General features: G+C 60.9%; 27 protein-coding genes, 3 tRNA genes and 1 pseudogene. 17 read left to right on the top strand and 14 right to left on the bottom strand.

The window, feature by feature from the left end:
* Window positions 1–38 precede the first annotated feature (38 nt).
* From SM763_RS15815 to SM763_RS15795, 5 genes are all read left to right on the top strand, one after another.
* Entirely contained in the window at window positions 39–935 is an 897-nt protein-coding gene (locus tag SM763_RS15815; RefSeq protein ID WP_368999128.1) for a NaeI family type II restriction endonuclease, read from the top strand.
* 113 nt (window positions 936–1048) lie between these two features.
* A tRNA-Gly gene (locus tag SM763_RS15810) sits at window positions 1049–1123 on the top strand.
* Window positions 1124–1280: 157 nt separating this feature from the next.
* Window positions 1281–1355: transfer RNA gene (locus SM763_RS15805), tRNA-Gly, on the top strand.
* A gap of 213 nt (window positions 1356–1568) precedes the next feature.
* A complete protein-coding gene (locus tag SM763_RS15800) occupies window positions 1569–2921 on the top strand; it encodes an aminotransferase (RefSeq protein WP_368999127.1) in 1353 nt (450 codons plus the stop codon).
* Window positions 2922–3075: 154 nt separating this feature from the next.
* A complete protein-coding gene (locus tag SM763_RS15795; protein WP_368999126.1) occupies window positions 3076–3894 on the top strand; it encodes a calcium-binding protein in 819 nt (272 codons plus the stop codon).
* Between the two features lie 92 nt (window positions 3895–3986).
* Here the strand turns inward: SM763_RS15795 and SM763_RS15790 are convergent, their stop codons facing one another.
* Window positions 3987–4226, bottom strand: a complete 240-nt coding sequence (locus SM763_RS15790; RefSeq protein WP_065273027.1) for an Lrp/AsnC family transcriptional regulator — start codon at window positions 4224–4226, stop codon at window positions 3987–3989.
* Between the two features lie 214 nt (window positions 4227–4440).
* Here SM763_RS15790 and hisB point away from each other — a divergent pair, with 214 nt between their 5' ends.
* On the top strand, window positions 4441–5028 hold the full coding sequence (gene hisB, locus SM763_RS15785) for an imidazoleglycerol-phosphate dehydratase HisB (protein WP_274830035.1): 588 nt from the start codon (window positions 4441–4443) through the stop codon (window positions 5026–5028).
* Between the two features lie 18 nt (window positions 5029–5046).
* Here hisB and SM763_RS15780 read toward each other — a convergent pair whose 3' ends face one another.
* The gene (locus SM763_RS15780; RefSeq protein ID WP_368999125.1) at window positions 5047–5682 is read right to left on the bottom strand and encodes a DUF2306 domain-containing protein; all 636 of its coding nucleotides are present in this window, start codon (window positions 5680–5682) and stop codon (window positions 5047–5049) included.
* A 103-nt stretch (window positions 5683–5785) separates the two neighbouring features.
* On the opposite strand from SM763_RS15780, the gene SM763_RS15775 reads away from it, so the two are divergent.
* On the top strand, window positions 5786–6394 hold the full coding sequence (locus SM763_RS15775; RefSeq protein WP_368999124.1) for a TetR/AcrR family transcriptional regulator: 609 nt from the start codon (window positions 5786–5788) through the stop codon (window positions 6392–6394).
* Window positions 6395–6449: 55 nt separating this feature from the next.
* Window positions 6450–7088: an imidazole glycerol phosphate synthase subunit HisH gene (gene hisH / locus SM763_RS15770; protein ID WP_065273025.1), complete on the top strand. Its 639-nt coding sequence runs from the start codon at window positions 6450–6452 to the stop codon at window positions 7086–7088.
* Window positions 7089–7119: 31 nt separating this feature from the next.
* Here hisH and SM763_RS15765 read toward each other — a convergent pair whose 3' ends face one another.
* A complete protein-coding gene (locus tag SM763_RS15765) occupies window positions 7120–7848 on the bottom strand; it encodes a helix-turn-helix transcriptional regulator (protein ID WP_065273784.1) in 729 nt (242 codons plus the stop codon).
* A gap of 137 nt (window positions 7849–7985) precedes the next feature.
* Here SM763_RS15765 and SM763_RS15760 point away from each other — a divergent pair, with 137 nt between their 5' ends.
* The 3 genes from SM763_RS15760 (at window position 7986) to SM763_RS15750 (ending at window position 10339) form a co-directional block, all read left to right on the top strand.
* Window positions 7986–8522: a peroxiredoxin-like family protein gene (locus SM763_RS15760; RefSeq protein WP_368999123.1), complete on the top strand. Its 537-nt coding sequence runs from the start codon at window positions 7986–7988 to the stop codon at window positions 8520–8522.
* Between the two features lie 397 nt (window positions 8523–8919).
* Entirely contained in the window at window positions 8920–9915 is a 996-nt protein-coding gene (locus tag SM763_RS15755) for a calcium-binding protein (RefSeq protein WP_368999122.1), read from the top strand.
* Between the two features lie 172 nt (window positions 9916–10087).
* Entirely contained in the window at window positions 10088–10339 is a 252-nt protein-coding gene (locus SM763_RS15750; protein WP_065273023.1) for a WGR domain-containing protein, read from the top strand.
* 48 nt (window positions 10340–10387) lie between these two features.
* Here the strand turns inward: SM763_RS15750 and SM763_RS15745 are convergent, their stop codons facing one another.
* Window positions 10388–10786: a DUF2147 domain-containing protein gene (locus tag SM763_RS15745; RefSeq protein ID WP_368999121.1), complete on the bottom strand. Its 399-nt coding sequence runs from the start codon at window positions 10784–10786 to the stop codon at window positions 10388–10390.
* Between the two features lie 158 nt (window positions 10787–10944).
* Between SM763_RS15745 and hisA the strand changes: the two genes are divergently transcribed.
* From hisA to SM763_RS15725, 4 genes are read left to right on the top strand one after another with little or no spacing between them, the layout of a single operon-like run.
* The gene (gene hisA, locus SM763_RS15740; RefSeq protein ID WP_368999197.1) at window positions 10945–11667 is read left to right on the top strand and encodes a 1-(5-phosphoribosyl)-5-[(5-phosphoribosylamino)methylideneamino]imidazole-4-carboxamide isomerase; all 723 of its coding nucleotides are present in this window, start codon (window positions 10945–10947) and stop codon (window positions 11665–11667) included.
* A 4-nt stretch (window positions 11668–11671) separates the two neighbouring features.
* Complete coding sequence (locus SM763_RS15735; protein ID WP_368999120.1) at window positions 11672–11992, top strand: hypothetical protein; 321 nt, start codon at window positions 11672–11674, stop codon at window positions 11990–11992.
* A 2-nt stretch (window positions 11993–11994) separates the two neighbouring features.
* Window positions 11995–12756, top strand: coding sequence for an imidazole glycerol phosphate synthase subunit HisF (gene hisF, locus SM763_RS15730; protein WP_368999119.1), 762 nt, complete (start codon window positions 11995–11997; stop codon window positions 12754–12756).
* Window positions 12757–12771: 15 nt separating this feature from the next.
* Entirely contained in the window at window positions 12772–13089 is a 318-nt protein-coding gene (locus SM763_RS15725) for a phosphoribosyl-ATP diphosphatase (protein WP_368999118.1), read from the top strand.
* Between the two features lie 251 nt (window positions 13090–13340).
* Here SM763_RS15725 and SM763_RS15720 read toward each other — a convergent pair whose 3' ends face one another.
* From SM763_RS15720 to rlmB, 4 genes are all read right to left on the bottom strand, one after another.
* Window positions 13341–13811 carry a CoA-binding protein gene (locus tag SM763_RS15720; protein WP_368999117.1) on the bottom strand — a complete coding sequence of 157 codons (471 nt, stop codon included), beginning with the start codon at window positions 13809–13811 and terminating at the stop codon, window positions 13341–13343.
* A gap of 296 nt (window positions 13812–14107) precedes the next feature.
* Window positions 14108–14560, bottom strand: a complete 453-nt coding sequence (locus tag SM763_RS15715) for a YHS domain-containing (seleno)protein (RefSeq protein ID WP_368999116.1) — start codon at window positions 14558–14560, stop codon at window positions 14108–14110.
* Window positions 14561–14719: 159 nt separating this feature from the next.
* A complete protein-coding gene (locus tag SM763_RS15710) occupies window positions 14720–14971 on the bottom strand; it encodes a hypothetical protein (RefSeq protein ID WP_274833000.1) in 252 nt (83 codons plus the stop codon).
* A gap of 104 nt (window positions 14972–15075) precedes the next feature.
* A complete protein-coding gene (rlmB, locus tag SM763_RS15705; protein WP_065273016.1) occupies window positions 15076–15867 on the bottom strand; it encodes a 23S rRNA (guanosine(2251)-2'-O)-methyltransferase RlmB in 792 nt (263 codons plus the stop codon).
* A gap of 120 nt (window positions 15868–15987) precedes the next feature.
* Between rlmB and SM763_RS15700 the strand changes: the two genes are divergently transcribed.
* Window positions 15988–16071: transfer RNA gene (locus SM763_RS15700), tRNA-Tyr, on the top strand.
* A gap of 559 nt (window positions 16072–16630) precedes the next feature.
* Here SM763_RS15700 and SM763_RS15695 read toward each other — a convergent pair.
* The 3 genes and pseudogenes from SM763_RS15695 to SM763_RS15685 form a co-directional block, all read right to left on the bottom strand.
* Window positions 16631–17608: pseudogene (locus SM763_RS15695) on the bottom strand (recombinase family protein); the annotation flags it as partial.
* A gap of 27 nt (window positions 17609–17635) precedes the next feature.
* Window positions 17636–18337: a hypothetical protein gene (locus SM763_RS15690; RefSeq protein WP_368999115.1), complete on the bottom strand. Its 702-nt coding sequence runs from the start codon at window positions 18335–18337 to the stop codon at window positions 17636–17638.
* The gene (locus SM763_RS15685; protein ID WP_368999114.1) at window positions 18334–18990 is read right to left on the bottom strand and encodes a hypothetical protein; all 657 of its coding nucleotides are present in this window, start codon (window positions 18988–18990) and stop codon (window positions 18334–18336) included. The genes SM763_RS15690 and SM763_RS15685 overlap by 4 nt, the downstream gene beginning before the upstream one ends.
* Window positions 18991–19223: 233 nt before the next feature.
* Here SM763_RS15685 and SM763_RS15680 point away from each other — a divergent pair, with 233 nt between their 5' ends.
* Entirely contained in the window at window positions 19224–19613 is a 390-nt protein-coding gene (locus tag SM763_RS15680) for a hypothetical protein (protein WP_091846436.1), read from the top strand.
* A gap of 70 nt (window positions 19614–19683) precedes the next feature.
* Here the strand turns inward: SM763_RS15680 and SM763_RS15675 are convergent, their stop codons facing one another.
* Genes SM763_RS15675 through SM763_RS15665 form a run of 3 tightly spaced genes read right to left on the bottom strand, consistent with a single transcriptional unit; the run spans window position 19684 to window position 22436 of the window.
* Window positions 19684–20106 carry a hypothetical protein gene (locus SM763_RS15675; protein ID WP_368999113.1) on the bottom strand — a complete coding sequence of 141 codons (423 nt, stop codon included), beginning with the start codon at window positions 20104–20106 and terminating at the stop codon, window positions 19684–19686.
* 3 nt (window positions 20107–20109) lie between these two features.
* Window positions 20110–21657: a type IV secretory system conjugative DNA transfer family protein gene (locus SM763_RS15670; RefSeq protein ID WP_368999112.1), complete on the bottom strand. Its 1548-nt coding sequence runs from the start codon at window positions 21655–21657 to the stop codon at window positions 20110–20112.
* The gene (locus SM763_RS15665; protein WP_368999111.1) at window positions 21654–22436 is read right to left on the bottom strand and encodes a VWA domain-containing protein; all 783 of its coding nucleotides are present in this window, start codon (window positions 22434–22436) and stop codon (window positions 21654–21656) included. The genes SM763_RS15670 and SM763_RS15665 overlap by 4 nt, the downstream gene beginning before the upstream one ends.
* Window positions 22437–22544: the final 108 nt, after the last annotated feature.

Below are 22544 nucleotides of genomic sequence, written 5' to 3'. Positions count from 1 at the left end.
GGCCAAGGGCTGGGCCCGGCGGCCGGGCGGAGCCCAGGATGAAACAGACCCTTCCCGACAGCCTGATTTTGCCCGGACACCCGGATTATGACCTCCTGACCGAGATCGCAGGCGAGATCACCTCCCGCGCAGGTGGCGCGATGGAACTGGCGAGCCGGTTTCCAGCCATGTTGCGCACCTGCATCGACGATGTGATCATGACGCCGAAAACCGGGCGCCGCGCCTATGAGGAACTGGAAAAGACCGAAAAGACCTATATCGGCACCCGCGTCGAGATCGAGCTGCGCGCCCTCTTGCGGCTGCCCCGGGGCCGCCTGGATACCGAGGTTCTGGGCCGCGACATGGATATCAAGAACACCATGGGCAGCAATTGGATGATCCCGACCGAAGCGCTGGATCAAGTCTGCCTGCTGGTGGCCGCGGACGAGGCTCGTGCGCGCTGTTACCTTGGCCTGATCCTGGCGCGGCCCGACTACCTCACTGCCGGGCAGAACAAGGACGCCAAACGCTCTGTCTCTGCCATGGGGTTCGGCCATATCCTGTGGCTGCTGAGGGATCATCCCTACCCAGCGAATTTCTGGCGCAGCCTGCCCGAGGAGACCGTCACCCGGATCTTCTCCGGCGCCACCGGCAACGAACGCATGGCGCGGCTGTTCCGGCTTGTTCAGGGCCGCCCGGTCGACCGCGACGTGGTCGAGGCAGTGGCCCAGCAAAAGGACTTCATGCGCCGCATCCGCTCGGACAAGGGACGCGGCACCCGCGACATTCTGGAGCGCGAGGGGATCCTGCTGTTGTCGGGACAATACGATGGCCAGCTGATCCGCGCGCTGGACCTGCCTGCCTGCCCCGCCAGCGCCTTTGTCTCCTGCCAGCCTGAAACAGAGCAGCATCGGCGCATGGCGCTGCAGGCCGGGTTCGATCTGCCCAGGGCGTGAATGCCAGCCTCCCCCACCCATCGGGCGGCTCTGCATTTCTCTGCCGGCGGGCATGATTTTCCTCTTGCACAGTCCCCGCGAAGCTCCTAAATACCCGCTCATCGAATGGCAGCGCGGGCGTAGCTCAGGGGTAGAGCATAACCTTGCCAAGGTTAGGGTCGGGCGTTCGAATCGCCTCGCCCGCTCCATTCGGATCAAAACAGCCGCCCTCCGGGGCGGCTTTTTGTTTCTCCACTCCCGCATTCCGTCCCTCATTCGGCCCGCCGCAGAAATCCCCATAGAGTCAGCATTTTTCCCTTGCAGCCCCCGGCGCGATTTCCTAAACACCGCTCACCGAATGGCAGCGCGGGCGTAGCTCAGGGGTAGAGCATAACCTTGCCAAGGTTAGGGTCGGGCGTTCGAATCGCCTCGCCCGCTCCATTTGGATACAAAAACCGCCCTCCGGGGCGGTTTTTGCATTTTTGGCCCCCTCCTCCCTACCCCTATCTCATAGGCCAATCACCCCGCCGCCACCTTTTGATCAAATTCCTTTTGACGCCATCTGTAAAACGCGCCAATGCTTACCGCAGCCCTGCCCCGTGCAGTCCGCCGTTCCAGCCCGCCCCGCGCGTTTTTCTTCAAAGGAGTTCAGTCATGGCACCTGTCATCTATCCCACCACCAACCTGACCGCGACCGAGCAGATGTGCATTGACCACGCCCAGGGGATCTATGTCTACGACACCGACGGCAAGGAATATATCGAAGGTCTGGCAGGTCTGTGGTGCACCTCGCTGGGCTATGGCAACACCGAGCTGATCGAGGCGATCACCGAGCAGCTGACCAAACTGTCCTTTTCCCACACTTTTGGCGGCAAGACCCACGCGCCGATCCAGGAACTGGCGGAAAAACTGAAGACCATGGTGCCAATCGAGGATGCCTATTTCTTCTTCGGCAACTCCGGATCGGATGCCAATGACACCCATTACAAGATGCTGCGTTACTACTTCAATGCCATTGGCAAACCGGAAAAACGCAAGATCATCACCCGCGAGCGTGGCTATCATGGTGTGACCGTCGCCGCTGGATCGCTGACCTCCCTGCCCGCAAACCTGGCGCATTTCGACGCGCCCGTTGAGGCTCTGCACATCCTGCGCTCGGACGCACCGCATTACTACACCGGCCGCAAGGGGAACGAGACCGAAGCGCAATTTGTCGACCGTATCATCGACAATCTGGAGCAGCAGATCATTGCCGAGAATCCTGACACCATCGCCGCCATGATCATGGAGCCGATCACCGGCGCCTCTGGCGTGATCGTGCCGCCCGAAGGCTATTACCAGAAACTGCAGGCAGTTCTGCGCAAATATGGCATCTTGGTCTGGGCGGATGAAGTCATCACCGGCTTTGGCCGCACCGGCGCCGATTTCGGCTGCACCACCATGGGCATCAAACCCGACCTGATGACCTTCGCCAAACAGCTCTCCTCGGCCTATTTCCCGATCTCCGCCTCCGTGATCCCCGGCTGGATGTACAAGGAAATGGTTGCGCCCTCGAACGAGGTCGGCGTCTTTGGCCACGGCTACACCTATTCCGGTCACCCTGCCGCCTGCGCCGCCGCCCTCAAAACGCTGGAAATCTATGAGCGTGACAACCTGTTTGATCATGCGGCCGAGGTCGGTGATTACATGCAGGCGCAACTTCGCGAAATCTTCACTGATCACCCGCTGGTGGGCGAGGTCCGCGGCAAGGGGCTGATCGCGGCGCTGGAACTGGTGTCGAACAAGACCACGGGCGCAACCGTACCCGGCGGCAAGGGCGGCGCCCTCGCGGTCAAGGCCTGCCAGGACGAAGGCCTGATCCTGCGCGCCGTGGCGGGTAACGCGCTCGCCTTCTGCCCGCCGCTGATCATCACAAAGGCGGAAGTGGACGAAATGCTGAAACGCGCCAAATCCGCCGTGGACAGCACCTATGAAGCGCTGAAGGCCGAAGGGCTGATCGACGGCTAGGCCCACCCTCGCGCCCCGGACTGCCCAAAGACCGGGGCGCGATCTCGGCCCTGCCGATCTGCGTCTCTTCTGCTGTATTTTCCCCTTACTCCCGCCAGCGCTTTGACCTGTAACTGAAACCGGTTTGGTATCAGTAATTGCAGGAGACATGCATATGGTTGAGTTGATCTATGAAGGCACGGAACGCTACGTGATGACCCAGAGCGGCATCGGCTGGTTCAGTTTTCATTTCAACCTGAAGGCCGAAGTCACGGACGCGTCCTCCACCGGGTTTACCCTGATGCGAAATACCGATCTTGGCATTCCCGGCTTTGATCCGATCCCCGACACCTCTCCCGATGTCTACAACGGGACTGGCCTGCAATTCCAAAGCATCACCCGCGACGGCCACAGTATCCTGACGCCGTATTCCGGATTGATCGAGGGCGTCACCGAAACCGGCACCAATTTCACCACAACGGTCACCAATCTCAACATTGATGCAGAAGATTTCTTCCGCGTGTCTGAAACAGACCGTAATCGGGACAATGTGAAATTGTTCAAACAGGTCTTTTCCGGAGATGACTTCTTCGATCTGGGGTCCCGCGGAGACAAGGTCAAAGGCTACAATGGCAATGATGAAATGCTGGGCCGGGGGGGCGGTGATAAGCTTTGGGGCGGGCGTGGCAATGATACCCTCAAGGGCGGCGGCGGCCGTGACCTTTTGCAGGGCGATCAGGGCGATGACATGCTGGTGGGGGGCCGCGGCGCCGACACCTTCAAGTTCAAGGGGCGCAACATCGGCGATGATACGATCGAGGACTGGCGCGATGGGACTGACCTCATTGCCATCAAACACCGCAGCGTTGATGATTTTTCCGATCTGACGCTGACCCAGAATGGCAACGAGGCCGTGATTTCCTATCGCGCGGGCAGCATTACCCTGGCGGATACCAATATTTCCGATCTGGACGGGTCGGATTTCCTGTTCTGATTTAAGTCTGCTTCAGGCGCATCGGCACAGGAACGAAAAACGCCTGATCCCCTGCCGGAGATCAGGCGTTTTGCATCAGCAGTGCTGACGGCTCAGAAAACCTTGTAGGTCATCGTGGTTAGCGAGCGTTCGATATTCGGGATCACCAACAGGTGGTCGTTGATATACTTCCCGACATCCGCGTCCTTGGGGATGTAAAGCTTCATCAGCAGGTCGTATTCGCCGCTGGTGGAGTAGAGCTCGGAATGAATTTCGCGCAGAGCGATATCTTCGGCCACCTTGTAGGTGGTGCCGGGTTTGCAGCGGATCTGGATGAAAACGCAGGTCGACATGGGCGCCCCTTCATTGGGTTTTCTTGAGTAACGATTTGGCCGCTAAGCTGGCACGGCGCGCAGGCAGGCGCAATCCCACAGATGCAGCTGCAACAGGGCCTGAGTTTCGACTTACGCGCTCTTGAGTGAGACAGCCCCAGCACCCTATAAGCGCAGCACCAGCCCATGGGCGCCATATGGCCCAAGGGGCAGTTTGACGAAGGATGGCCCGCAGATGCGCAGCGCTCAGATCACCCGCTCCACCGCCGAGACCGAGATTTCGGTGGAGATCAACCTCGATGGCACCGGGGCATATGATAACCAGACCGGTGTCGGCTTTTTCGATCACATGCTGGACCAACTGGCGCGGCACTCGCTGATCGACATGACCATTCGTGCCAAGGGTGATTACCACATCGACGATCACCACACGGTCGAGGATACGGGCATTGCGCTGGGTCAGGCACTGGTCGCCGCGCTTGGCGACAAGAAGGGCATCCGCCGCTATGGCGAATGCCACCTGCCGATGGACGATGCCCAGGTGCGCTGCGCGCTGGACCTGTCGGCGCGCCCCTTCCTGATCTGGAACGTAACTCTGCCGACGCCCAAGATCGGCACCTTCGACACCGAACTGGTGCGCGAATTCTTTCAGGCGCTCAGCACCCATGGCGGCATCACCCTGCATATCGACCAGATCCACGGGTTCAACAGCCACCACATCGCCGAAGCGGCGTTCAAGGCCGTGGCCCGCGCCCTGCGCGATGCGGTCGAAACCGACCCGCGCAAGGCAGACGCCATCCCGTCGACCAAGGGCGCGCTCTGACGTCTTTTCAGACCGCAATCAGACCGTGGCGCCCAGCGGCGCGCCACGGCCCCGGCGCAGGATCCATTCCGCAAGCAGCAGATTGGGCACCCAGGCCAGCCAGCAGATGATCGGATAGCTGGCCTCAAACCCCACGGTCGCGACCCCGACGGGCAGGTAAACCCGCAGCGTCACAGCCGCCAACGTCAGTGCGGCAGAGCGGATCATCCAGACCCGGTGCTGCGCAATTCGGCGGCTCATCGCATGCCAGATCGCCGTGCCCGTCACCCATAGCCAGAGCAGCGACAACACCCCCAGGCCCGCCGCCGCGACCGGCCCCTCCTCGGTTGTATAGGCCAGCCAGATACCGCTGATCCCGGCCAGCAGGATCGCGACGCCGTATAGACGCCCCAGCCAGCGGTGCAGCCCACGGCGCCGCTGACGGATCCTCGTGGAGAACTGCACCGGCAGCAGTGCCAGCGAGATCGGCGCAAGGCCGATGTGCAGGTAGAGCATCAACGGCCGCTCCAACGCGTGATGCAGCATCGCGGGCATCACCAGCGCGATATCGGCAATCAGGAACCGGTACGATCCCACCGCGATCAGCACCGCAGCCCCCCACATCGTCATGACAACCCATCTGGGATAGCCCATCGCCCGGGTTTCGCTCGACATCTCATCCCTCCTTGCGCCCTTGGGCGACTCAAACTTTACACTGTCAAGTTAACATCTGACAGGCAAACTTGACGCCGTCAAGATGAAGGGCGATACCTGCCGCATGACAAATGAAGACGTGAAAAGCCGCCACCACCACGGCGACCTGAAGGCCGCTCTGATCAAGGCAGGCATCGATCTCCTGGAGGAAGGCGGCCTCAGCGCGCTGTCTTTGCGCAAATGCGCTGCACGCGCCGGGGTGTCGCACGCGGCGCCCGCGCATCACTTCGACGGGCTGGCGGGGCTGAAACAAGCCATCGCCGAGGAAGGCTTTCGTCTGTTCTCTTCCTACCTGCAAAGCGCCTGCGACAGCGGCGCGCAGGATCCCCGCGGGCGGGTCCACTCGCTGTGCCGGGGCTATCTGCAATTCGGGCTGGATCATCCCGGCATCCTCGCGGTGATCTTTGGCGATCAGGGACTTGCGGGTCTGGTCCATGGCGGCGGCAAGGAAGAGGCCGACGCCTATCTGACCTTACGCGCGGTGGCCGCGCCCTTTGTGGCGCCCGGTCAGGACCGGTTGGTGGTTGAAACCCAGATCTGGTCGCTGATCCACGGGTTTACCCTGCTCTACCTCGCCGGGGAGTTCGGCAACCCGCCGCCCCCCATCGACGACGGCCCTTTGACGCAGGTGATCGCCCTGCTGGACCGACTTGAGCCTGTAGCGCCCTCTTGACCCCGGGACGGTTTCCGGCCACTTCAAAGACGCAAGACAGGAAGGACCAGGCCCCATGCTGACGGCGATCATCGATTACGAAAGCGGCAATCTCCACTCTGCCGAAAAGGCCTTTCAGCGCATGGCGCGCGAAATGGACGCGGGTGAGGTTGTGGTCACATCCGACGCCGATGTTGTGGCCCGCGCAGACCGTCTGGTGCTGCCCGGCGATGGTGCCTTTCCCGCGTGCGCCGCCGAGCTGCGCGGTCACAAGGGCATCTATGATGCCATGGTCCACGCGGTCGAGGACAAGGGACGTCCTTTCCTTGGAATCTGTGTCGGCATGCAGCTGATGGCCACCACCGGCCATGAATACGAAGACACCCCCGGCCTGGACTGGGTGGGCGGCGACGTTGTGAAGATCACCCCCGAGGATCCCGCCCTGAAGGTGCCGCATATGGGCTGGAACGATCTAGTGATCGACCACGATCACCCAGTTTTTGCGGGCATTTCATCTGGCGATCACTGCTACTTCGTGCACTCCTACCATTTCCGCGTGGCGGATCCGGCCGAACGGCTGGCGCATGTGGACTATGGCGGCGATGTCACCGCTGTCATCGGCAAAGGCACCATGCTGGGCATGCAGTTCCACCCGGAAAAAAGCCAGCACGTCGGCCTGCGCATGATCGGCAATTTCCTGACCTGGGCGCCCTGAGCCTCCTGCCCCCGGTCATTTTGCCTGCAGCCTAGGCTGCGCTTTTGCGTAAAGACACCGGAGCGCAGCCATAGGCCTTGCGAAAGGCGCGGGTGAAGCCTTCGGGGGAATCATAGGCATAGCGGCGTGCCACCGCCTCGACCCGGTCGCCGCGCAGCATGTCCTGACGCGCCAGCGTCAGCCGCCAGCGCCGCAGATAGTGCATCGGGCTTTCCCCGACCTGCTGGGAAAACAACTCGGAAAACCGTGACAGGGACAGGCCCGCCTCGGTCGCTAGATCTTGCGTGGTCCAGACCCGGCCCGGATGGTCATGCATCGCCACGATGGCGCGGGCCAGCCGCGCATCAGAAAGCCCCGCCAACAGGCCCGGCTCCGCCGTGCCCACCTCGATTAGGTGCCTCAACAGCCGCACCATGGCCGCCTGCCCCAGGCTGGCCAGAATACTCTCGGCGCCGCAGCGGTGCACGGCCAACTCCTGCTGCATCAGATCGAGCACCGCGCACAGCCCTGTCGCGTCGGCCAAAGCCACTTCGACCCGCACCGGCAATGCAGCCACCAGCGGATTATGCTCCCCGGCCCAGTCCACCCGCAGCGCAAGGCTGGGTCCGTCTTCTGCCTGCGGCACCGCCCCACCGGCAAAGAACACAAGCCGCGCCAAAGCCCCGTCCGGATCGGTATAGACACGCAGGTTTGCCGCCTCCGGCGTTGCCACCTCGACCGTCATGCGAAACCGGGCCATCAGGCTCGACAATCTGTCCATTATCTCTCTCCCGTGCAGAGTTCCGGTGTTTTTGTCAGATTTTTCGGATTTTTCAAGCCCAGATCCGTTGCACAAGGCCACCACCATCACTCACGGCCGCTTATTGCGGCAGCAACATTCATACTCGGAGACCTGCAATGCTGATCCCCCGCCAGAAAACCCCGAACCTGTCCCTGCCGCTGCTCGGCGGCGGCACCTTTGATCTGTCCAAGGCAGACAGCGAACGCGGCACCGTGATCTGCTTTTACCGGGGCCTGCACTGCCCGATCTGCGCCAACTACCTGAAAGAGCTGGAAAAGAAGACCGCCGATTTCGCTGAGCGCGGCGTTGCCACCATCGCCATCAGCGCCGACGGCGAAGAGCGCGCCCAGGCGATGGCCGACAAGATCGAAGCCAAATCCCTGCGCTTTGCCTATGATCTGCCGCTGGACGTGGCAAAGCAATGGGGTCTCTACATCTCGACCTCGCGCGGCACCACCTCGATCGGTCTGGAAGAGCCCGCGCTGTTCTCTGAACCCGGCCTGTTCATGGTGACCCCCGAGCAGACCCTCTACTACGGCTCGGTGCAGACCATGCCCTTCGTGCGTCCGCATTTCTCGGAACTGGTCTCGGCGCTCGATTTCGCCATCGCCAACGACTATCCGGCGCGCGGCGAATACACCGGCGCCGTCTGATAGACCTGCCGGATAGGCATAACTGATAGACCGGTCTGACGACACAGTCGGACCGGTCCCAGAGATCAACGCGCCGCGGGTGAAGCTTCCAATCTGGCGCGTTGTTCCCGCCGGGCTGCCCTCCCGCAGTCCGGCACCGGCGTTTTCGCCAGACGAACCGCCCCCCTCACGCGCAGCCGCGTTTTCCACCCGCCCTTTCTTGACAATTTTTATCAGGCTGAGTAGCACAGCCCTGCCAGGTACCGGACTCTGTGGCCCAATGCCCAGTCACCATGCAGCAGCTCAGCCGCATCCCAGACCCAGCAAATCACTCGAAATTCGCAACGCGAACACGGTCACGCCCGGCCCCATCTGACGCTTGTCATGCGATCAGCGGAAGGTCGGCACAGGAGATGCCATGACGATCACCATCACAACCGGCAACCGCAAGGTTACCGACTTCACCGCCTATATCGAAGACTTCAGCGCCAATTTCGAATCCGCCGGGCGCGGTGTCTTCTCCAACGGCCTGGGCGGCGATTACGCCGGCGCCGAGGCACAGATCACCGACACCGCAACCCCGGATGCACAGGCCTATATCCTGCGCGATGACATTGTTTACAGCATGAGCACCCACACGCTCAGCGGGACAGTCAGCGGAATTGAACTGGGCTATGGCGCCACCGCAACCGACGCAGCGAACGGGACCCAGGACATCGCGCTGGATCAGCTGGATTATTCCATCGAGTTCGCCCCCGCTGTTGATGGCGCCGATGCCTCGGCGGCGCTGATCTACGGCATGCTGGACGCGGATTTCGATCCGCTGATCGATCAGCTGAAAGCGCAGGACATCCGCTTCTTCGGCTCCGCCGGTGATGACAGCTTCAGCGGCTACGGCAATGATGACCGGCTGAAAGGCGGCCTTGGCAATGACCGTCTGCAGGGCAATCGCGGCGAGGACGTTCTGATCGGCGCCACGGGCCGTGACACGCTGCTCGGCGGTGCGCAGGACGACAAGCTGAAAGGCGGTCTTGGCCGTGACGTTCTGAAAGGCGGCAAAGGCGAGGATACTCTGCTGGGCGGCGCCCACGCGGACAAGCTGAAAGGCGGTGCGCATAACGACGTGCTGAACGGCGGCGGCGGCCGCGACAAGCTGATCGGTGGCGGCGGAGAGGATACCTTTATCTTCAAAGGCAACTTTGGCCGCGACGTGGTCCGGGACTTCACCATTGGTGAGGACGTGCTGGACCTCTCCGCCTTCACGGATGAGGCGACCAGCCTCGACGCCTTTGTCGATGCCGCGACCGACACGGGCAGCCGCGTCATCTACGACATGGGCGATGACGGGCAGAACGTCATCATCCTGAACGGCGTCAGCCTTGATGACCTCTCGGTGGGTGATTTCCTTTTCTGATCATCCTAGCAATCTGCCAGCCCCCCCTGCGGGGGCTGGCCTTAGCCCCTACCACGCAGCCCCATGCCACACAGCAATGACACATACGGCAATTGTGACGGCACAGCGATGGACAGGGCGCCCGCTTCGCGGCATACGGATCCGGTGTGAAACCCGTTCAGGCCCCGCCCCTTTGCAGATCAGACTGGAAAAATTCGACCATATCGACGGCCGCCACCGCTATTGCGTGCTGCGGCTGAGCCAGACCCTGTTTGGCGACTGGTGCGTCGAGCAGGCCCTGGGTCCGATCGCCGCCCCCGGAGGTCAGGAACGGCGCGCCTATTTCAACCAGCACGCCGAGGCGATGCATCTGTTCGAAACGGTGCGGGACCGGCAGGTCCGCCGTGGTTTTGTGCCGATCCCGGTTCAGCTTGGGCTGCTATGATCAACATCCCGGCGCGTCCATGCGGCGGGAGATCACTTCACCCGTTTCTCAGTTGACCCGTTTCCAGGTCTGTCCCCGGCAGATCAGCCCGCCTGCGACGCAGCCCTTGACGGTCAGGCGGTTGCCGTCCAGCGGCATCTTGGACTTGTAGGTCTTGTCCGCATCCGGCGCCCAGATCTTACCCCCCGAATAGCTGCCGCCACCATCGGCCTTCATATCCCAGATCAGCTTCTTGCCCAGATGCTCATAATCCGCCGACACGCCGCCATTTGCGTCATAGGCGGTGGCGATGGTGCCGCAAATGCTGGCGCCGCAGGGCGAAATATCCACGTGCAAATAACCGCCTTCATCGCCCTCCTCGGTCTTCCATTTGCCAGCAACCTGATCGGCCAGCGCGCCGGTGGCCAGCGACATCGCCAGCGCCAGACCCAATGTGACTGTCTTCATCTCAAAACCTCCCTGTTTGCCCCACCTTGGCGCGGCATGTGGTTTTCAGGCAAGCTTGACTTTGGGTCGCGTTGCAATCCCGGCGCCGACCGTGCCATAGAACCGGCAAAACCCTGCCGCCAGCCCGGCGGCGCCCATTGATGACAAAGGCCAGCGACATGATCCTTTATCCCGCCATTGACCTCAAGGAAGGCCAGGCCGTGCGCCTTCTGCATGGCGACATGGACAAGACCACCGTGTTTAACGACAACCCCGCCGCCCAGGCGCTGGAGTTCGTCGAAAAGGGCTGCGAATGGCTGCACCTTGTCGATCTGAACGGCGCCTTTGCAGGTGAGCCGGTGAATGCCGCCCCGGTCGAGGAAATCCTGAAGCAATGCAAGGTGCCCGCACAGCTGGGCGGCGGCATCCGTGACATGAAGACCGTCGAAAATTGGATCGACAAGGGGCTGGCCCGGGTGATCCTTGGCACCGTGGCGGTGGAAAACCCCGATCTGGTGCGCGACGCAGCACGCGAATTCCCCGGCAAGGTGGCCGTCGGCATCGACGCCCGCAATGGCAAGGTCGCGACCAAAGGCTGGGCCGAGGAAACCGACGTGATGGTCACCGATCTTGCGAGGTCCTTCGAGGACGCAGGCGTTGCCGCCATCATCTACACCGACATCATGCGCGATGGCGCGATGAAGGGCCCCAACGTGCAGGCCACTGCCGATCTGGCCAATGCGGTCTCGATCCCGGTGATCGCCTCCGGCGGGGTCTCCTCGCTTGAGGACCTTCGAGCGCTGAAATCCTGCGGTGCACCGCTCAATGGCGCCATCTCGGGCCGCGCGCTTTATGACGGCGCCATCGACCTCGCTGAGGCGCTGGCCATCCTGAAAGGCTGATCCCATGGCGCAGGAGCCGGGACAGGGACCAGCCATCGGACGCAATGCGCATCGCATCCTTGCGCTGCTGACCCTTGGCCCCCTCCTGCTCTGGGCGCTGGCTTTTGGCGCGGTCTGGTTCCTCGGCGCGGTGCTTGGCTGCGCCGTCAACGAAGGCTTTGCGACGCCCTGCCACCTTCTTGGCCGCGATATCAGCGACACCGCCTACGCGCTTGGACTGTTCGCGGCCTGGGGGCCACTTGTCTTTGCCCCCTTTGTCATGGGCGCTGGTCTTTCCTGGGCCATTCTGGCATTGATCGGCGCACTCCGGAAAAGAAAGAGCTGAAGATGCTGAAAACCCGCATCATCCCCTGTCTCGATGTCGCTGATGGCCGCGTGGTCAAGGGCGTGAACTTCGTCGGCCTGCGCGATGCGGGCGATCCCGTGGAGGCGGCCAAGGCCTATGATGCCGCTGGTGCGGACGAGATCTGTTTCCTCGACATCCACGCCACCCATGAAAACCGCGGCACCATGTTCGACATGGTGCGCCGCACCGCCGAGCAATGCTTTGTGCCTCTGACCGTGGGCGGCGGTGTACGCACCAAGGAAGACGTGCGCGCGCTTCTGCTGGCCGGTGCCGACAAGGTCTCCTTCAATTCCGCCGCAGTCGCCAACCCCGATGTGGTGGCCGAGGCCGCCGCGCAGTTTGGCAGCCAGTGCATCGTGGTGGCGATCGACGCAAAGACCGTCGCCCCCGGCAAATGGGAGATCTTCACCCATGGCGGGCGCCGCGAAACCGGTATCGACGCGGTGGAGTTTGCCAAGACAGTTGTGGCCAAGGGCGCAGGCGAGATCCTGCTGACCTCGATGGACCGTGACGGCACCAAATCCGGCTTCAACCTGCCCCTGACCCGCGCGATTTCCGATGCGGTGGACGTGCCGGTGATCGCCTCGGGCGGGGTCGGCACACTTGACCACCTTGTCGAAGGTGTTACCAAGGGCGGCGCCTCGGCGGTGCTGGCCGCTTCGATCTTCCACTTCGGCGAATATACCGTCCAGGAGGCCAAGGAACACATGGCCGCCGCCGGTATCCCGATGCGCCTCGGCTGAGAAAGGCCCACCGTCATGACCCTGCTGCACGATCTCGAAACCACCATCCTCTCCCGCAAGGGCGCGGACGCTAGCAGCTCCTGGACAGCAAAACTCCTGTCCAAGGGGCCCGAGAAATGCGCCGAGAAATTCGGCGAGGAGGCCATCGAGGCGATCATCGAAGCGGTGAAGGACGACAGGGCGAAACTCGCCAGCGAAGGCGCCGATGTGCTTTATCATTTCCTGGTCATGCTGGCCGCCCGCGATGTGGCACTGGATGATGTCCTCACGGTCCTGGCAGAGCGTCAGGGCCTCAGCGGCATCGCCGAAAAGGCCGCTCGCCCAAAAGGCTAACCCCTGCTACTCCAGACGCCCGATCTGATCCGGGTCAAGGGCTGCGCCAGCGGCCGCGCAAGGCGCGGTTCACCCTTGAGGCGGTTCAGGTCGGACATACACTCGCCATGGCGCTTCAGGGCAGGCCTGCCCCTGAGGCGCCTCTCAGCAGATCCTTTCCTGCCGCGAGTAAGCGCGGCGCCCGGCCCAAAGGGAGCCTTCATATCTTTGATGTGACGCGCGACGGGCGGGAGCCCCCCTGCCCCAACGTGCTACAGTTTCGAGGAAATGATGCCGGTGGCAAAACCGCCCATGCGGAGTTCGCCGAACAGGCGCTGGTATTCGATCTTGGGGCAGCGGTTCTGAATTACATCGACGCCGCGCGCCTCGGCCTTGGCGGCGGCCTCGGCGTTCTCGACGCCGATCTGCATCCAGATGGTCTGAAGATCCGCGAACAACTCCAGCGCCTCATCCACAATGGGTGGCACCGCTTCAGAGCGGCGGAAGATATCGACCATATGTACCGGTTCATCGATCTCTGACAGGCTGGCGCGCACGGTGGCGCCGAACAGTCGCTTGCCCGCGTGGCCGGGGTTGACCGGAATCACCCGATACCCCTTGAGGCTGAGATACCGCGCCACATAGTAGCTTGGGCGCACAGAATTCATCGACACCCCCACCACCGCGATGGTCCGGGTCCGTTTCAGAATCTTGCGCAAAAGGTCGTCGCTATAGCTGGTCATGGCCAGACCCTACTGCGCCGCCGCGGCCCGGAAAAGCCAAATTCGCGGCATCGCGCGCAGGAAAACCGACGGCAGGAATGGACCGTCCCATCAACACTGCGCAATGCCCGCCAAGAAAAAAGCGCCCGGAAGGGATCCCGGGCGCGAGGTATGGAACGAGGGACAGTGAAAAAGGTCTACGGATGTTCCACTCCGCAGGCCTGATTCTTATGTAGGGGGCAATACAGTTTTTTAAAGGGGCCGGGTTTTGAAGGCGTTTTGAAGGGGTTGCAGAAGACATTTCCGCGGCGCGCCCTTTACTCGGGATGCAGCGCGGCGGGCCAATGGGCGTCGGCTTCGGCGATCAGCTGCGCCGCCTGTGCCCGCCACCGCGTCAGCGCCCCCTCATTGTTCAATAGGAACAGCCGCCCGTCAACAATCACCCACAGCTGCGGGTCCCCGGCCTTCAACACGCCCCGCGCCATGGCAGAGGCGCAATAGCCACCGAACATCGGTGCATAGGCGCGCGGGTTCATTTCAAACCGGATCTGATTGCTCTGAGAGGTGAATCGCCAGACGACGCCTTTCCATATAACCGAATAGCGCGCCTGCCCTGCCACGGCCTCTCCGACGTCGAAAAAGGCCACCGTGTCATAACCGCCAAGCGCCACCCCTTCGCGCGCCGCAAACAGGGGCGAATCCGCCAGCGCGCCCCGGGGCGGGACGGACAACAGGACGGCAGCAACCAGAACGAACAGGCGCAGAAACAAGAGACGACTCCACAGGATCAATTTGAGATGACCCAATTCTGCCCCATGCGTATCAGGCTGAACAGGCGTGTTACGAATAAGTGAACGCCGTGTGTCTGCGGCCACAGGGCCGGTCTGATCTCATTCGGAAAGGCGTCGGGTAAACCCCACCAGCCTGCCTCAGTCGAAAATATCTTCGATCACGTCAAAGGCCTCAGACAACACCTTTTGAAACATGCTTTTGCGTTTCTTGCGCGGCTTGCTCTTCTTCGGCTTGTAGGCGGGTTTCACCGGCGCAGGCTGGTGCGAAATCTTGGACCGCGACGCGGGCACAGCCGTCGCCGGGGTTTTGGCCCCCTTGCCCGGCGCCAGTGGCCGGGCCTTTTGCGCCGAAAGCGGCGCCCCGCAGGTTCCGCATATCAGCGTGGACATGCCACGCCCACCCGGCACGAAGGCCGATTGAACGCCGCAGTAACAACAACTGAGGATCTTACCTCCGGAAATGCTGGAATGTGCGATGCCTGCCTCCTGTCTGCTTAGGATCTTTCTCTGGAAGCATATAGGGCGATTGCCGCAGCATTTGAGACGTTGAGCGATCCGAATCCCCCGGCAAAGTCGATTTTCACCAGCTGATCCACGGTTTCCTTGGTCTTTTGCCGCAGCCCCGGCCCCTCGGCGCCGAGCACCAGCGCCACCGGGCGGTCCTTGCGCCCTTCCAGCGCCTGTTCGATGGTCTGCTCTGCCTCGCCATCGAGGCCCAGCACCAGAAAGCCCATATTCTGCAGCTCGGTGATGGTATCCGAGAGGTTGCGCATCCGCAGATAGGGCTGACGTTCCAGCGCGCCGCTGGCGGTTTTCGCCAGAGCGCCGGTTTCGGGCGCCGAGTGATGGCGGGTGCCGATCACGGCGCTGGCGCCCAGCACCTCGGCCGAACGTAGAATCGCGCCAACGTTATGCGGGTCAGTCACCCGGTCCAGCAGCAGAACCCGCGGCACTTCGGCGCCGATGCAGTTTTCCGCAAGACTGCCCCAGTTGAGCGGTTTCACCTCCAGCGCCGCGCCCTGGTGCACCGAATTGGGATCCAGCGGCGCGTTGAACTTGCGCGGATCGACCACCTCGGGTTCGATCCCGGCAGCCGCGATGGCCTCTTCCAGCTTGTTCTGGGCATTCAGCGTCACGATCAGCCGCAGTTTCTCCCGGCGCGGGTTCATCAGCGCATCGCGCACCGCGTGCAGGCCAAACAACCAGACGGTTTCGCTCGCGCCTGCCTTCTTGGCCTGTTCCTTTTCGATGACCCACTGGGGTTTCTTGGTGGGTTTCTTGGACATTGCTCTCTCCGACAAAAGGAATTTCAGGCCAGCGCAGAAAACTTGGTATTTTCCTGTTGACGCCCGTTGGTGCCGCTAGTAATCACGCCTCCACGTTAGGTGCAACACTCACCTGACAGTGGGCGACAGGCCGCAAGGTGTGGCAGGGGACTGTAACTCCCTCGCGGAGACGCACGCCTGGTTCGATTCCAGGGTCGCCCACCATCCCGCACTTTAGGGATGAAAAATCCGCTAACACCTTGAAAGGAAAGGTAGTTTCAGCGGTTCGATAACCCTCATTCCGGCTATACCTCAATGGCTCTGCAAAAGCCAGTTTGAGCACCGTTCTCTTGAGGGCGAAGTTGCCATTTTTATAAATATTCCAAGGACTTGCCAGGAACTCCATGGCCGGTTCGATAAATTCGCTCAGGCGTGCCTCGCTGGGCACCGCCGACTCGGCCCGTTCCGCCAGTCTGATCTTCTCGCGTTCCAGCTCTTCGATGCGCTTTTCATACGCCCCGATCACGGACGGGCTGGACGAGTTCATGATACGGTCGAGCAGATTGTCGATCTGCTTGCTGGTATCAATGACCTGTGCTTCCAGAGCTTTCCGCGCCCCAAGGGCGTCAGCGCGGCGCATCTCCCAGATATCGGTGAAGATCGCCTTCGCGAGCTTGAAGAGCTGCGCAGCGGGTTGCAGGCTACGCAGGAGAGCTTCTGCCCCTTCCTCGATATCGGCGCGGCGGATCGACTTGCGCTTGGAGTCGCAACTCGGCGTGTCGCACAGATAGTAAGGATAAAGCTGATTGCGGCCCTTCGACCAGCAAGAGGTCATCGGCTCCCCACAATCATCGCACAGGACGAATCCGCGCAGCGGGAAGTCCTGATTGATATCTTTGCGGGCTGGCGCGTTCAGCGTGCCTTTGAGACGCGCCTGGATGCGCTCGTAAGTCGCGAAGCTGATCAGGGCCTCGTGATGCCCTTTGCGCAGAGTTACGCCCCAATTCGGCGCTTCCACACAACCAGCGTAGACAGAGCGCTCCAGCATGTCGCGCACCTTCGTGGGGTGGACGTAGCCGCTCTTGCCGCTCTTCGGGAAGTCGGGCTTGCCCTCAAGGAAGCGCTTTACTTCGACTTGGGAGGTGAAACGTCCATCGGCGAAGCCTTCCAGAGCCTCGCGGATGATTGAGGCGATTGGCTCGTTTGGCACCAGAATCTTCCCATGCGCAGCCACGCGCTCGTATTTATAGCCGATTGGCGGATGAAAGACGTAGTAGCCCTTCTCAACGCGGGCGGTCATCTTCTGGATGACCTGACGGCGGTTTTGTTCGCGCTCAAGCTGGCCTTGGGCGGCGATCACGGTTTCAACGAACAGCCCCTCGGGCGTGTCCTCGAATGTGAAGTTCAGGCATTCGACCCGCGCCCCGCGCTGCGCGAATTCGCGGCGAAGCTTGAGGTGGAATTCGGTATGGCGGGCGAAGCGCTTCGGATCATCGAAGATGACCACGTAATTGTCTTCGTTCTTCGCGTCGAGATAGGCCAGCATGGCGCGCATGCCTGGGCGCTTCATGAAGTCCACGCCGCCCGTGATGTCATCAGGGAAGACCATCTCGACTTCGTAGCCGCGATCCTCGGCATACTTGCGGCAGCGGTGTTCCTGACTTTCGAGGCCGTGGCCTTGCGTCTTTTGCTTCTTGTCCGAGACGCGGCAATAGATCAGCGCCTTGGTCTGTGTAGCCGCTTTTGTTCCTACATGATTCATGACTCCTCCTTCTCTTCGCGAGGCCGTCTACTCAGCCGCGCACAGGTTGAACTGTTCTCTCAGGGTGATGTCTCGTGAGCTTAGCACACCTTGGCCGCAAGCGGCAGAGTCATCCTGAGTTTCCTCATGTTTTCCACAGGCTTGGCCGTGGAACTCATAGGCAAAGCCAGCGTCATAGAACGCGTTTCCGAATATGATCATGATATCTATCCATTGATCTTTGTCCTCATCGCTAATCTCGTCTCCGAAGAAAGTGCGATAGAATTTGTAGTCAATTTTGTATGTGGGTTTCCCTGTTTTTTTGAGGATAAACCCAAGAGTGCTGGCCAAATCCGGCGCATTATCAAAACCATTCGTACTCATCAAAACACCTGCCCATCTGCGCATAGGCGCGATAGGACGCACAGGGGCGTCAGTTAAACATTGCCCCTGATGCTCTTCAGCCGATCTGTTGAGATTTTGGTCCCGAGCTTTTTCAATCTCGGAAGCCTTGTACAAAGAGCGTGGCTCTTTGAATTCTTTATCTTCTTTTAGCTTAGCATAATTTATGCGCTCCCCGCAAACTTGCGGTGAACCTTGCTTCGCAGCGCGTGTTCGTTTTCTCGGCATTGATCTTCCCATCATCGTTGTTCGATGATGAAAAGCTGGCCATCCAAGGCATTGCCGTTTGACGCTGGCCGCGATGCGCGGCAGCGACAAATCGGAAACGGATGCGAAGCGATTACTCACATCATGTCGTGGTCCGGCAAGTAGTAAGCCTCGCCGTGCGTGGTAACGTACCAAAGGGGGCGCGTGCCTCTTAAGTTCACATAGCGATCTGCGATCTGCTCCTTTGATCCCGCCGAACCGAGTGGCCTTTTCTTGAGCCGCGCAATGAAGCTTGCTGCATCGTGTCGGCGTGCATCATGGGAGCCATAGAACACTCGGTGCTGTGAAAATATGTAGGCGGCGCGGTTGACGAAACTGAAAGAGCTCAGAGGCGCAAGCGAACGGCGTTCGAAAAACATGGCTAGCGCAGCGTGGTCGTACTGCATGCCTTCCCTGAATTCGGCGGCGAAGGGACATTCGGCGCAGGTATCCCGGTCAGGCAAGTCGCCATAGCCCTTGTCACCAGGGCATTGCCAGAGGCAGCGCTTGAGGGTTTCCACACGCCGCCCTCCCGTCTCGAAGCAGTCGGTCAGTAACTCGCGGTGGAAGCTGAAGATTTCCAGATCATCGATCAGGCGGTACGTGATGCGGCGGTAGAGGTTCTTGACCGTGGCATGGCTGGTCTTGGTTGTCTTGGCGGCATCTTCGGTATTCTCACCTGTGAAGTAGGCCCGCACGAGCGCGCGAAAGGTCGCCTCGGGAAGCTTGGAGCCTATGCAGTAGCGGTTTTTCATGGCTCATTTTTCGTTCAAAAATAACGTCGCAACATACTGATAAAAATGACAGATCACGTTTTCACCTAACCCCGTATCTTAGCCCCGAATCTGAAATTCTTCGGAAACCTCCCACATCTACCCCAGCACGGGCAAGAGCCCCTGCCGGAAGAAAGAGGACCCATGTAGAACGATGCCGACAATAAAGCACAACGGAAACCACCCCATGACCCCATAGATAAAGAAAGCTCACCATGACCCCATCCATCAGCACAAAGGACGACAAGATCATCGTTTTGGCCGATCACCACATCGCCAACCGCAAACTCTACAGAGAGCGCATCTGGCTTCCAGCCCGCGCCATGCACGAAGAAGTCGGCTCCTACGCCGCATGGCGGCGCGTTCTGGCCGAAATCGAGGACTATGACGGGCGGCTCTACTTCCCAGATCAGCGCCCCTTCCGTCACCCCGAAGTCACGGACATGTTCCCAGACGTCTGCAACCGCTGGATGGCATACGTCCTCGAAGCCGCGCCTTGCGGGACGATGCCGAAACGCTACCCGAGACCAGTCACCTATGATCGCTTGCGTTTGATCGAATGCTACTGCCGCCTGCATGGCGCAGGCTTGAGCCTCGCCGCTTAAGACCAGCCGCCCCGACGACAAGACAAGCCCCGAAGCGACGCACCCGCTTCGGGGCTTTTTCTTTTAGCTATCAGAGCGCCCAGCGGATCAGCGCCCAAAGCCCGTAGAGCATCGCAGGCCAAAGGATCGGCATCGGCCAGCCGAGCCAGGTCGGCATTGCGAAAATCGCAAGCCATACCAAACCGCGCGCCAGAAGTTCAGGCGCGGCGGGAGTGTCGCTCGCCAAGCGGATAGGATCGTGCTGTCCTCTTGCAAGTGCGTCGGAAACATCGGGCAGATCGACAATGCGCAAGTTCGAGACCTGGCGCACCTGCCAGAGAAGGACCGCGCTCCAAACCGCCGTGATGAACAGCGGGATCGGCCCCAAGAGCCCGATTACTTGCGCGAAATACGCATGGAAGAGCGGCAGGTTGATCACGCCCCGCAGGACAATGACGAGCGCAGCATATCCGAAGACGATGTTGGCGCATGTCAGAATGGCAAATTTTCCCATGGCTTACCCCACATTCAAATAGTCGCCGAGCATCGCGCCAAGCGCGAGACCGGGCGCGGTGAAATCCACACTCCGCGTGATAGGCTGGCCCACACGGCTTGGATGAATGCTGTAGAGCGGCTTGCCGCGCCTATCGCGGAAGCGCTTCTCCAGAAAGTAGACGGGCCTGTAACCGATCATCGGACGGGCAGCGGCAAGCGCCACCACCTGCACGGATGGATGCAGGCTCATCATCTCGTCCGAGGTAATCAGGCGGCGAGACTGGCTGGCATCACTGCTGGATCGGAAATTGGGATCGCCCAGTATCCGCCCGCGCTCGATGGCACTGTCCAGGCTGAGCTGGTGCAAACTGGTCTGGCCGCAAAGCGCACAGAGATAATCCGCTGTGAAGCGGTCATTTGTGCCGAAACACTGAATGGACGCGCTATTGGCGAGGAAAGACTCCCAGCGTGTTTTGTAAAGTTCTTTGAGCTGGGTGAAGTCCTGTACCACCATGACAAACTGCATGCCAAATCCGGCCATCAGGCCGACCGCTTGCTCGATAATGGACATGCGATCCAGCGTGGCCATTTCTTCCAGCAGGAACATCACGGGCACGGACGGTCTTTTGGGTAGCGCCGTCACGCTGGCAATCAGCGCGCCGATTAGCACCCGCAGAAACCGACGCGCCACAGCGATGCGGCGCGCGGGCAAGATGATATAGATGCTGGTATTTTCGCCGATATCCTTGGGATCGAAGTCCGAACCAGACAGGCAATCCGCCAGCCTGCTACTTTCTAGGAAGTGAGTGTTGCGCTGCGCGGTCGAGATTACCCCCGACAGCTCACGCTCTTCCTTGTTATCGATCCGCCCGCCAGCAGCCCTGACCAGCTCAAAGGGCGAGGCCAGCATTTGATCGATGGTAGCGCGGAAGTCATCTCGGCTGGCATTCAAGGTTTGGCGCACGCCCTTGAGACTGGCCGTGCCATGTTCGGCGGCATGAAGCAGAAGGCCTGCAATCATGCTGGCCGCTTCGCCCGACCAATGTGACTCCGCCCCGCCGTCAGGGATGACCAGGCTATCGGCGGCGAGCATGGCATCGTCAAAGGCATCATCGCCGAAAGGCTGGATGCGGGCGCATGGATTGAAGGACGAGCTGGTGAGCCCAAGCTTGCTGGCAACCACATCCATCGGATCGATCAGGATGAGGTTCTGGCCAAGAACATCTCGTCTGTATTTGGCGGTGATCAGGGCAAGCTCGCCGTCCTTGATGTCGAGCACGATGACGCTGCCAGGATGCTCCAGAAGTCGAGGGATCGCGCCCGAGACGCCCTTGCCGCCGCGCGTCGGCGCGACGATCAACTCATGGCGATCCCCGTCATAGGTGACGGGAACAGCGCGGCCCTTAGCAACTCTTGCAGGCAGATAACCAAGGGTATGGCGACCATCAGGGCCGTAGCCCCGTGCGGTGAGGTGGGCGCTATCCGCCCACCTCGCAGAACCATGGCTGTCTGGATCGAAGCTCCAGAGACGCCGTTGATCCTGCTCTTTTTTGAAATCGCGCCAACTCATGGCTGAGCGCTTTCACCCGAGCCGCAGGCCACCTGCCGCAGCACAGTCTGGCTCGAATAGGTCTCGCTCAAGACTTCGAAGTAGCGCGGCAGTTGATCGGCGAGATCGCCTTCATGGGTGAGGTAGCTGTCCGCGAGAGAACGAAGATATCGCTCTTCGCGCCCACCCAGGAAGTAAACGAAGGTCAGCGCATTGCCTTTGAGATCGCGGACAACATGCGCCAAATCGGTCTGCCTGTTGACAGCCCCATCTGTGATGGTGATGACCGCGCTTTGCTGGCCAGCCCTTTCTTCGGCGAGCCACTCATACGTGACCTTGAGGGGGGCGAACAGATCCGTTCCGCCGCCTGCCTCCACCCCGTGCATCGGGAAATTGGAGGCAATGCACTGACCAACTCCGAGCCCTTCGGACGGCTCGAAGCTGCCGCCCTCATCAGCGAACGCCCCGACCGCGCAAGTGGCGTTGTCGGGCAGATCATCCACGAAGGCTTGCGCCGCCGCCTTCACATCATCCATGACGTTCATCATCGAGCCGGAACGATCCAGCAAGATGACGAAGTTCATGGGAAGGCGGTTGTTCGGATCGGCAGGTTCACTCGCGGTAAGCGGCACGGGCGTGCTACCGCGAACCTGCACCACTTCTTCTTCGAAGCAGAGCCGCTCGCCGCCTGTTCTATACAGAGCGAGCGTTCCTTGCGGCGGATCGATCAGATTGCCTGCGTCATCACGGATGAGCGCCGTAATGACGAGGCCTTCACCGTCAGCAGGGCGCTGTTGCACAAATCGGGGTCTGAGCGTGGTTCCCCTTTCCCCGGACGGACCTATCCTACGGCCACAGTGACGGGTATGCCGAGCGCGGTGTAGCCGTTCAGCACGGCGATGCGAACT

It is taken from the genome of Pseudophaeobacter sp. C1-32P7 (genome assembly GCF_041008775.1).
GTDB classification, from domain to species: Bacteria; Pseudomonadota; Alphaproteobacteria; order Rhodobacterales; family Rhodobacteraceae; genus Phycobacter; species Phycobacter gallaeciensis_A.
The sequence above is the reverse complement of the archived record's forward strand: the minus strand, read 5'-3'. Positions and strand labels throughout refer to the sequence as shown.

Excerpts from the sequence above, each read along its gene's own strand:
- SM763_RS15815 (WP_368999128.1), top strand. The coding sequence starts at position 39 with ATGAAACAGACCCTTCCCGACAGCCTGATTTTGCCCGGACACCCGGAT.
- SM763_RS15800 (WP_368999127.1), top strand. The coding sequence starts at position 1,569 with ATGGCACCTGTCATCTATCCCACCACCAACCTGACCGCGACCGAGCAG.
- SM763_RS15795 (WP_368999126.1), top strand. The coding sequence starts at position 3,076 with ATGGTTGAGTTGATCTATGAAGGCACGGAACGCTACGTGATGACCCAG.
- SM763_RS15790 (WP_065273027.1), bottom strand. The coding sequence starts at position 4,226 with ATGTCGACCTGCGTTTTCATCCAGATCCGCTGCAAACCCGGCACCACC.
- hisB (WP_274830035.1), top strand. The coding sequence starts at position 4,441 with ATGCGCAGCGCTCAGATCACCCGCTCCACCGCCGAGACCGAGATTTCG.
- SM763_RS15780 (WP_368999125.1), bottom strand. The coding sequence starts at position 5,682 with ATGTCGAGCGAAACCCGGGCGATGGGCTATCCCAGATGGGTTGTCATG.
- SM763_RS15775 (WP_368999124.1), top strand. The coding sequence starts at position 5,786 with ATGACAAATGAAGACGTGAAAAGCCGCCACCACCACGGCGACCTGAAG.
- hisH (WP_065273025.1), top strand. The coding sequence starts at position 6,450 with ATGCTGACGGCGATCATCGATTACGAAAGCGGCAATCTCCACTCTGCC.
- SM763_RS15765 (WP_065273784.1), bottom strand. The coding sequence starts at position 7,848 with ATGGACAGATTGTCGAGCCTGATGGCCCGGTTTCGCATGACGGTCGAG.
- SM763_RS15760 (WP_368999123.1), top strand. The coding sequence starts at position 7,986 with ATGCTGATCCCCCGCCAGAAAACCCCGAACCTGTCCCTGCCGCTGCTC.
- SM763_RS15755 (WP_368999122.1), top strand. The coding sequence starts at position 8,920 with ATGACGATCACCATCACAACCGGCAACCGCAAGGTTACCGACTTCACC.
- SM763_RS15745 (WP_368999121.1), bottom strand. The coding sequence starts at position 10,786 with ATGAAGACAGTCACATTGGGTCTGGCGCTGGCGATGTCGCTGGCCACC.
- hisA (WP_368999197.1), top strand. The coding sequence starts at position 10,945 with ATGATCCTTTATCCCGCCATTGACCTCAAGGAAGGCCAGGCCGTGCGC.
- SM763_RS15735 (WP_368999120.1), top strand. The coding sequence starts at position 11,672 with ATGGCGCAGGAGCCGGGACAGGGACCAGCCATCGGACGCAATGCGCAT.
- hisF (WP_368999119.1), top strand. The coding sequence starts at position 11,995 with ATGCTGAAAACCCGCATCATCCCCTGTCTCGATGTCGCTGATGGCCGC.
- SM763_RS15725 (WP_368999118.1), top strand. The coding sequence starts at position 12,772 with ATGACCCTGCTGCACGATCTCGAAACCACCATCCTCTCCCGCAAGGGC.
- SM763_RS15720 (WP_368999117.1), bottom strand. The coding sequence starts at position 13,811 with ATGACCAGCTATAGCGACGACCTTTTGCGCAAGATTCTGAAACGGACC.
- SM763_RS15710 (WP_274833000.1), bottom strand. The coding sequence starts at position 14,971 with ATGTCCACGCTGATATGCGGAACCTGCGGGGCGCCGCTTTCGGCGCAA.
- rlmB (WP_065273016.1), bottom strand. The coding sequence starts at position 15,867 with ATGTCCAAGAAACCCACCAAGAAACCCCAGTGGGTCATCGAAAAGGAA.
- SM763_RS15685 (WP_368999114.1), bottom strand. The coding sequence starts at position 18,990 with ATGAAAAACCGCTACTGCATAGGCTCCAAGCTTCCCGAGGCGACCTTT.
- SM763_RS15680 (WP_091846436.1), top strand. The coding sequence starts at position 19,224 with ATGACCCCATCCATCAGCACAAAGGACGACAAGATCATCGTTTTGGCC.
- SM763_RS15675 (WP_368999113.1), bottom strand. The coding sequence starts at position 20,106 with ATGGGAAAATTTGCCATTCTGACATGCGCCAACATCGTCTTCGGATAT.
- SM763_RS15670 (WP_368999112.1), bottom strand. The coding sequence starts at position 21,657 with ATGAGTTGGCGCGATTTCAAAAAAGAGCAGGATCAACGGCGTCTCTGG.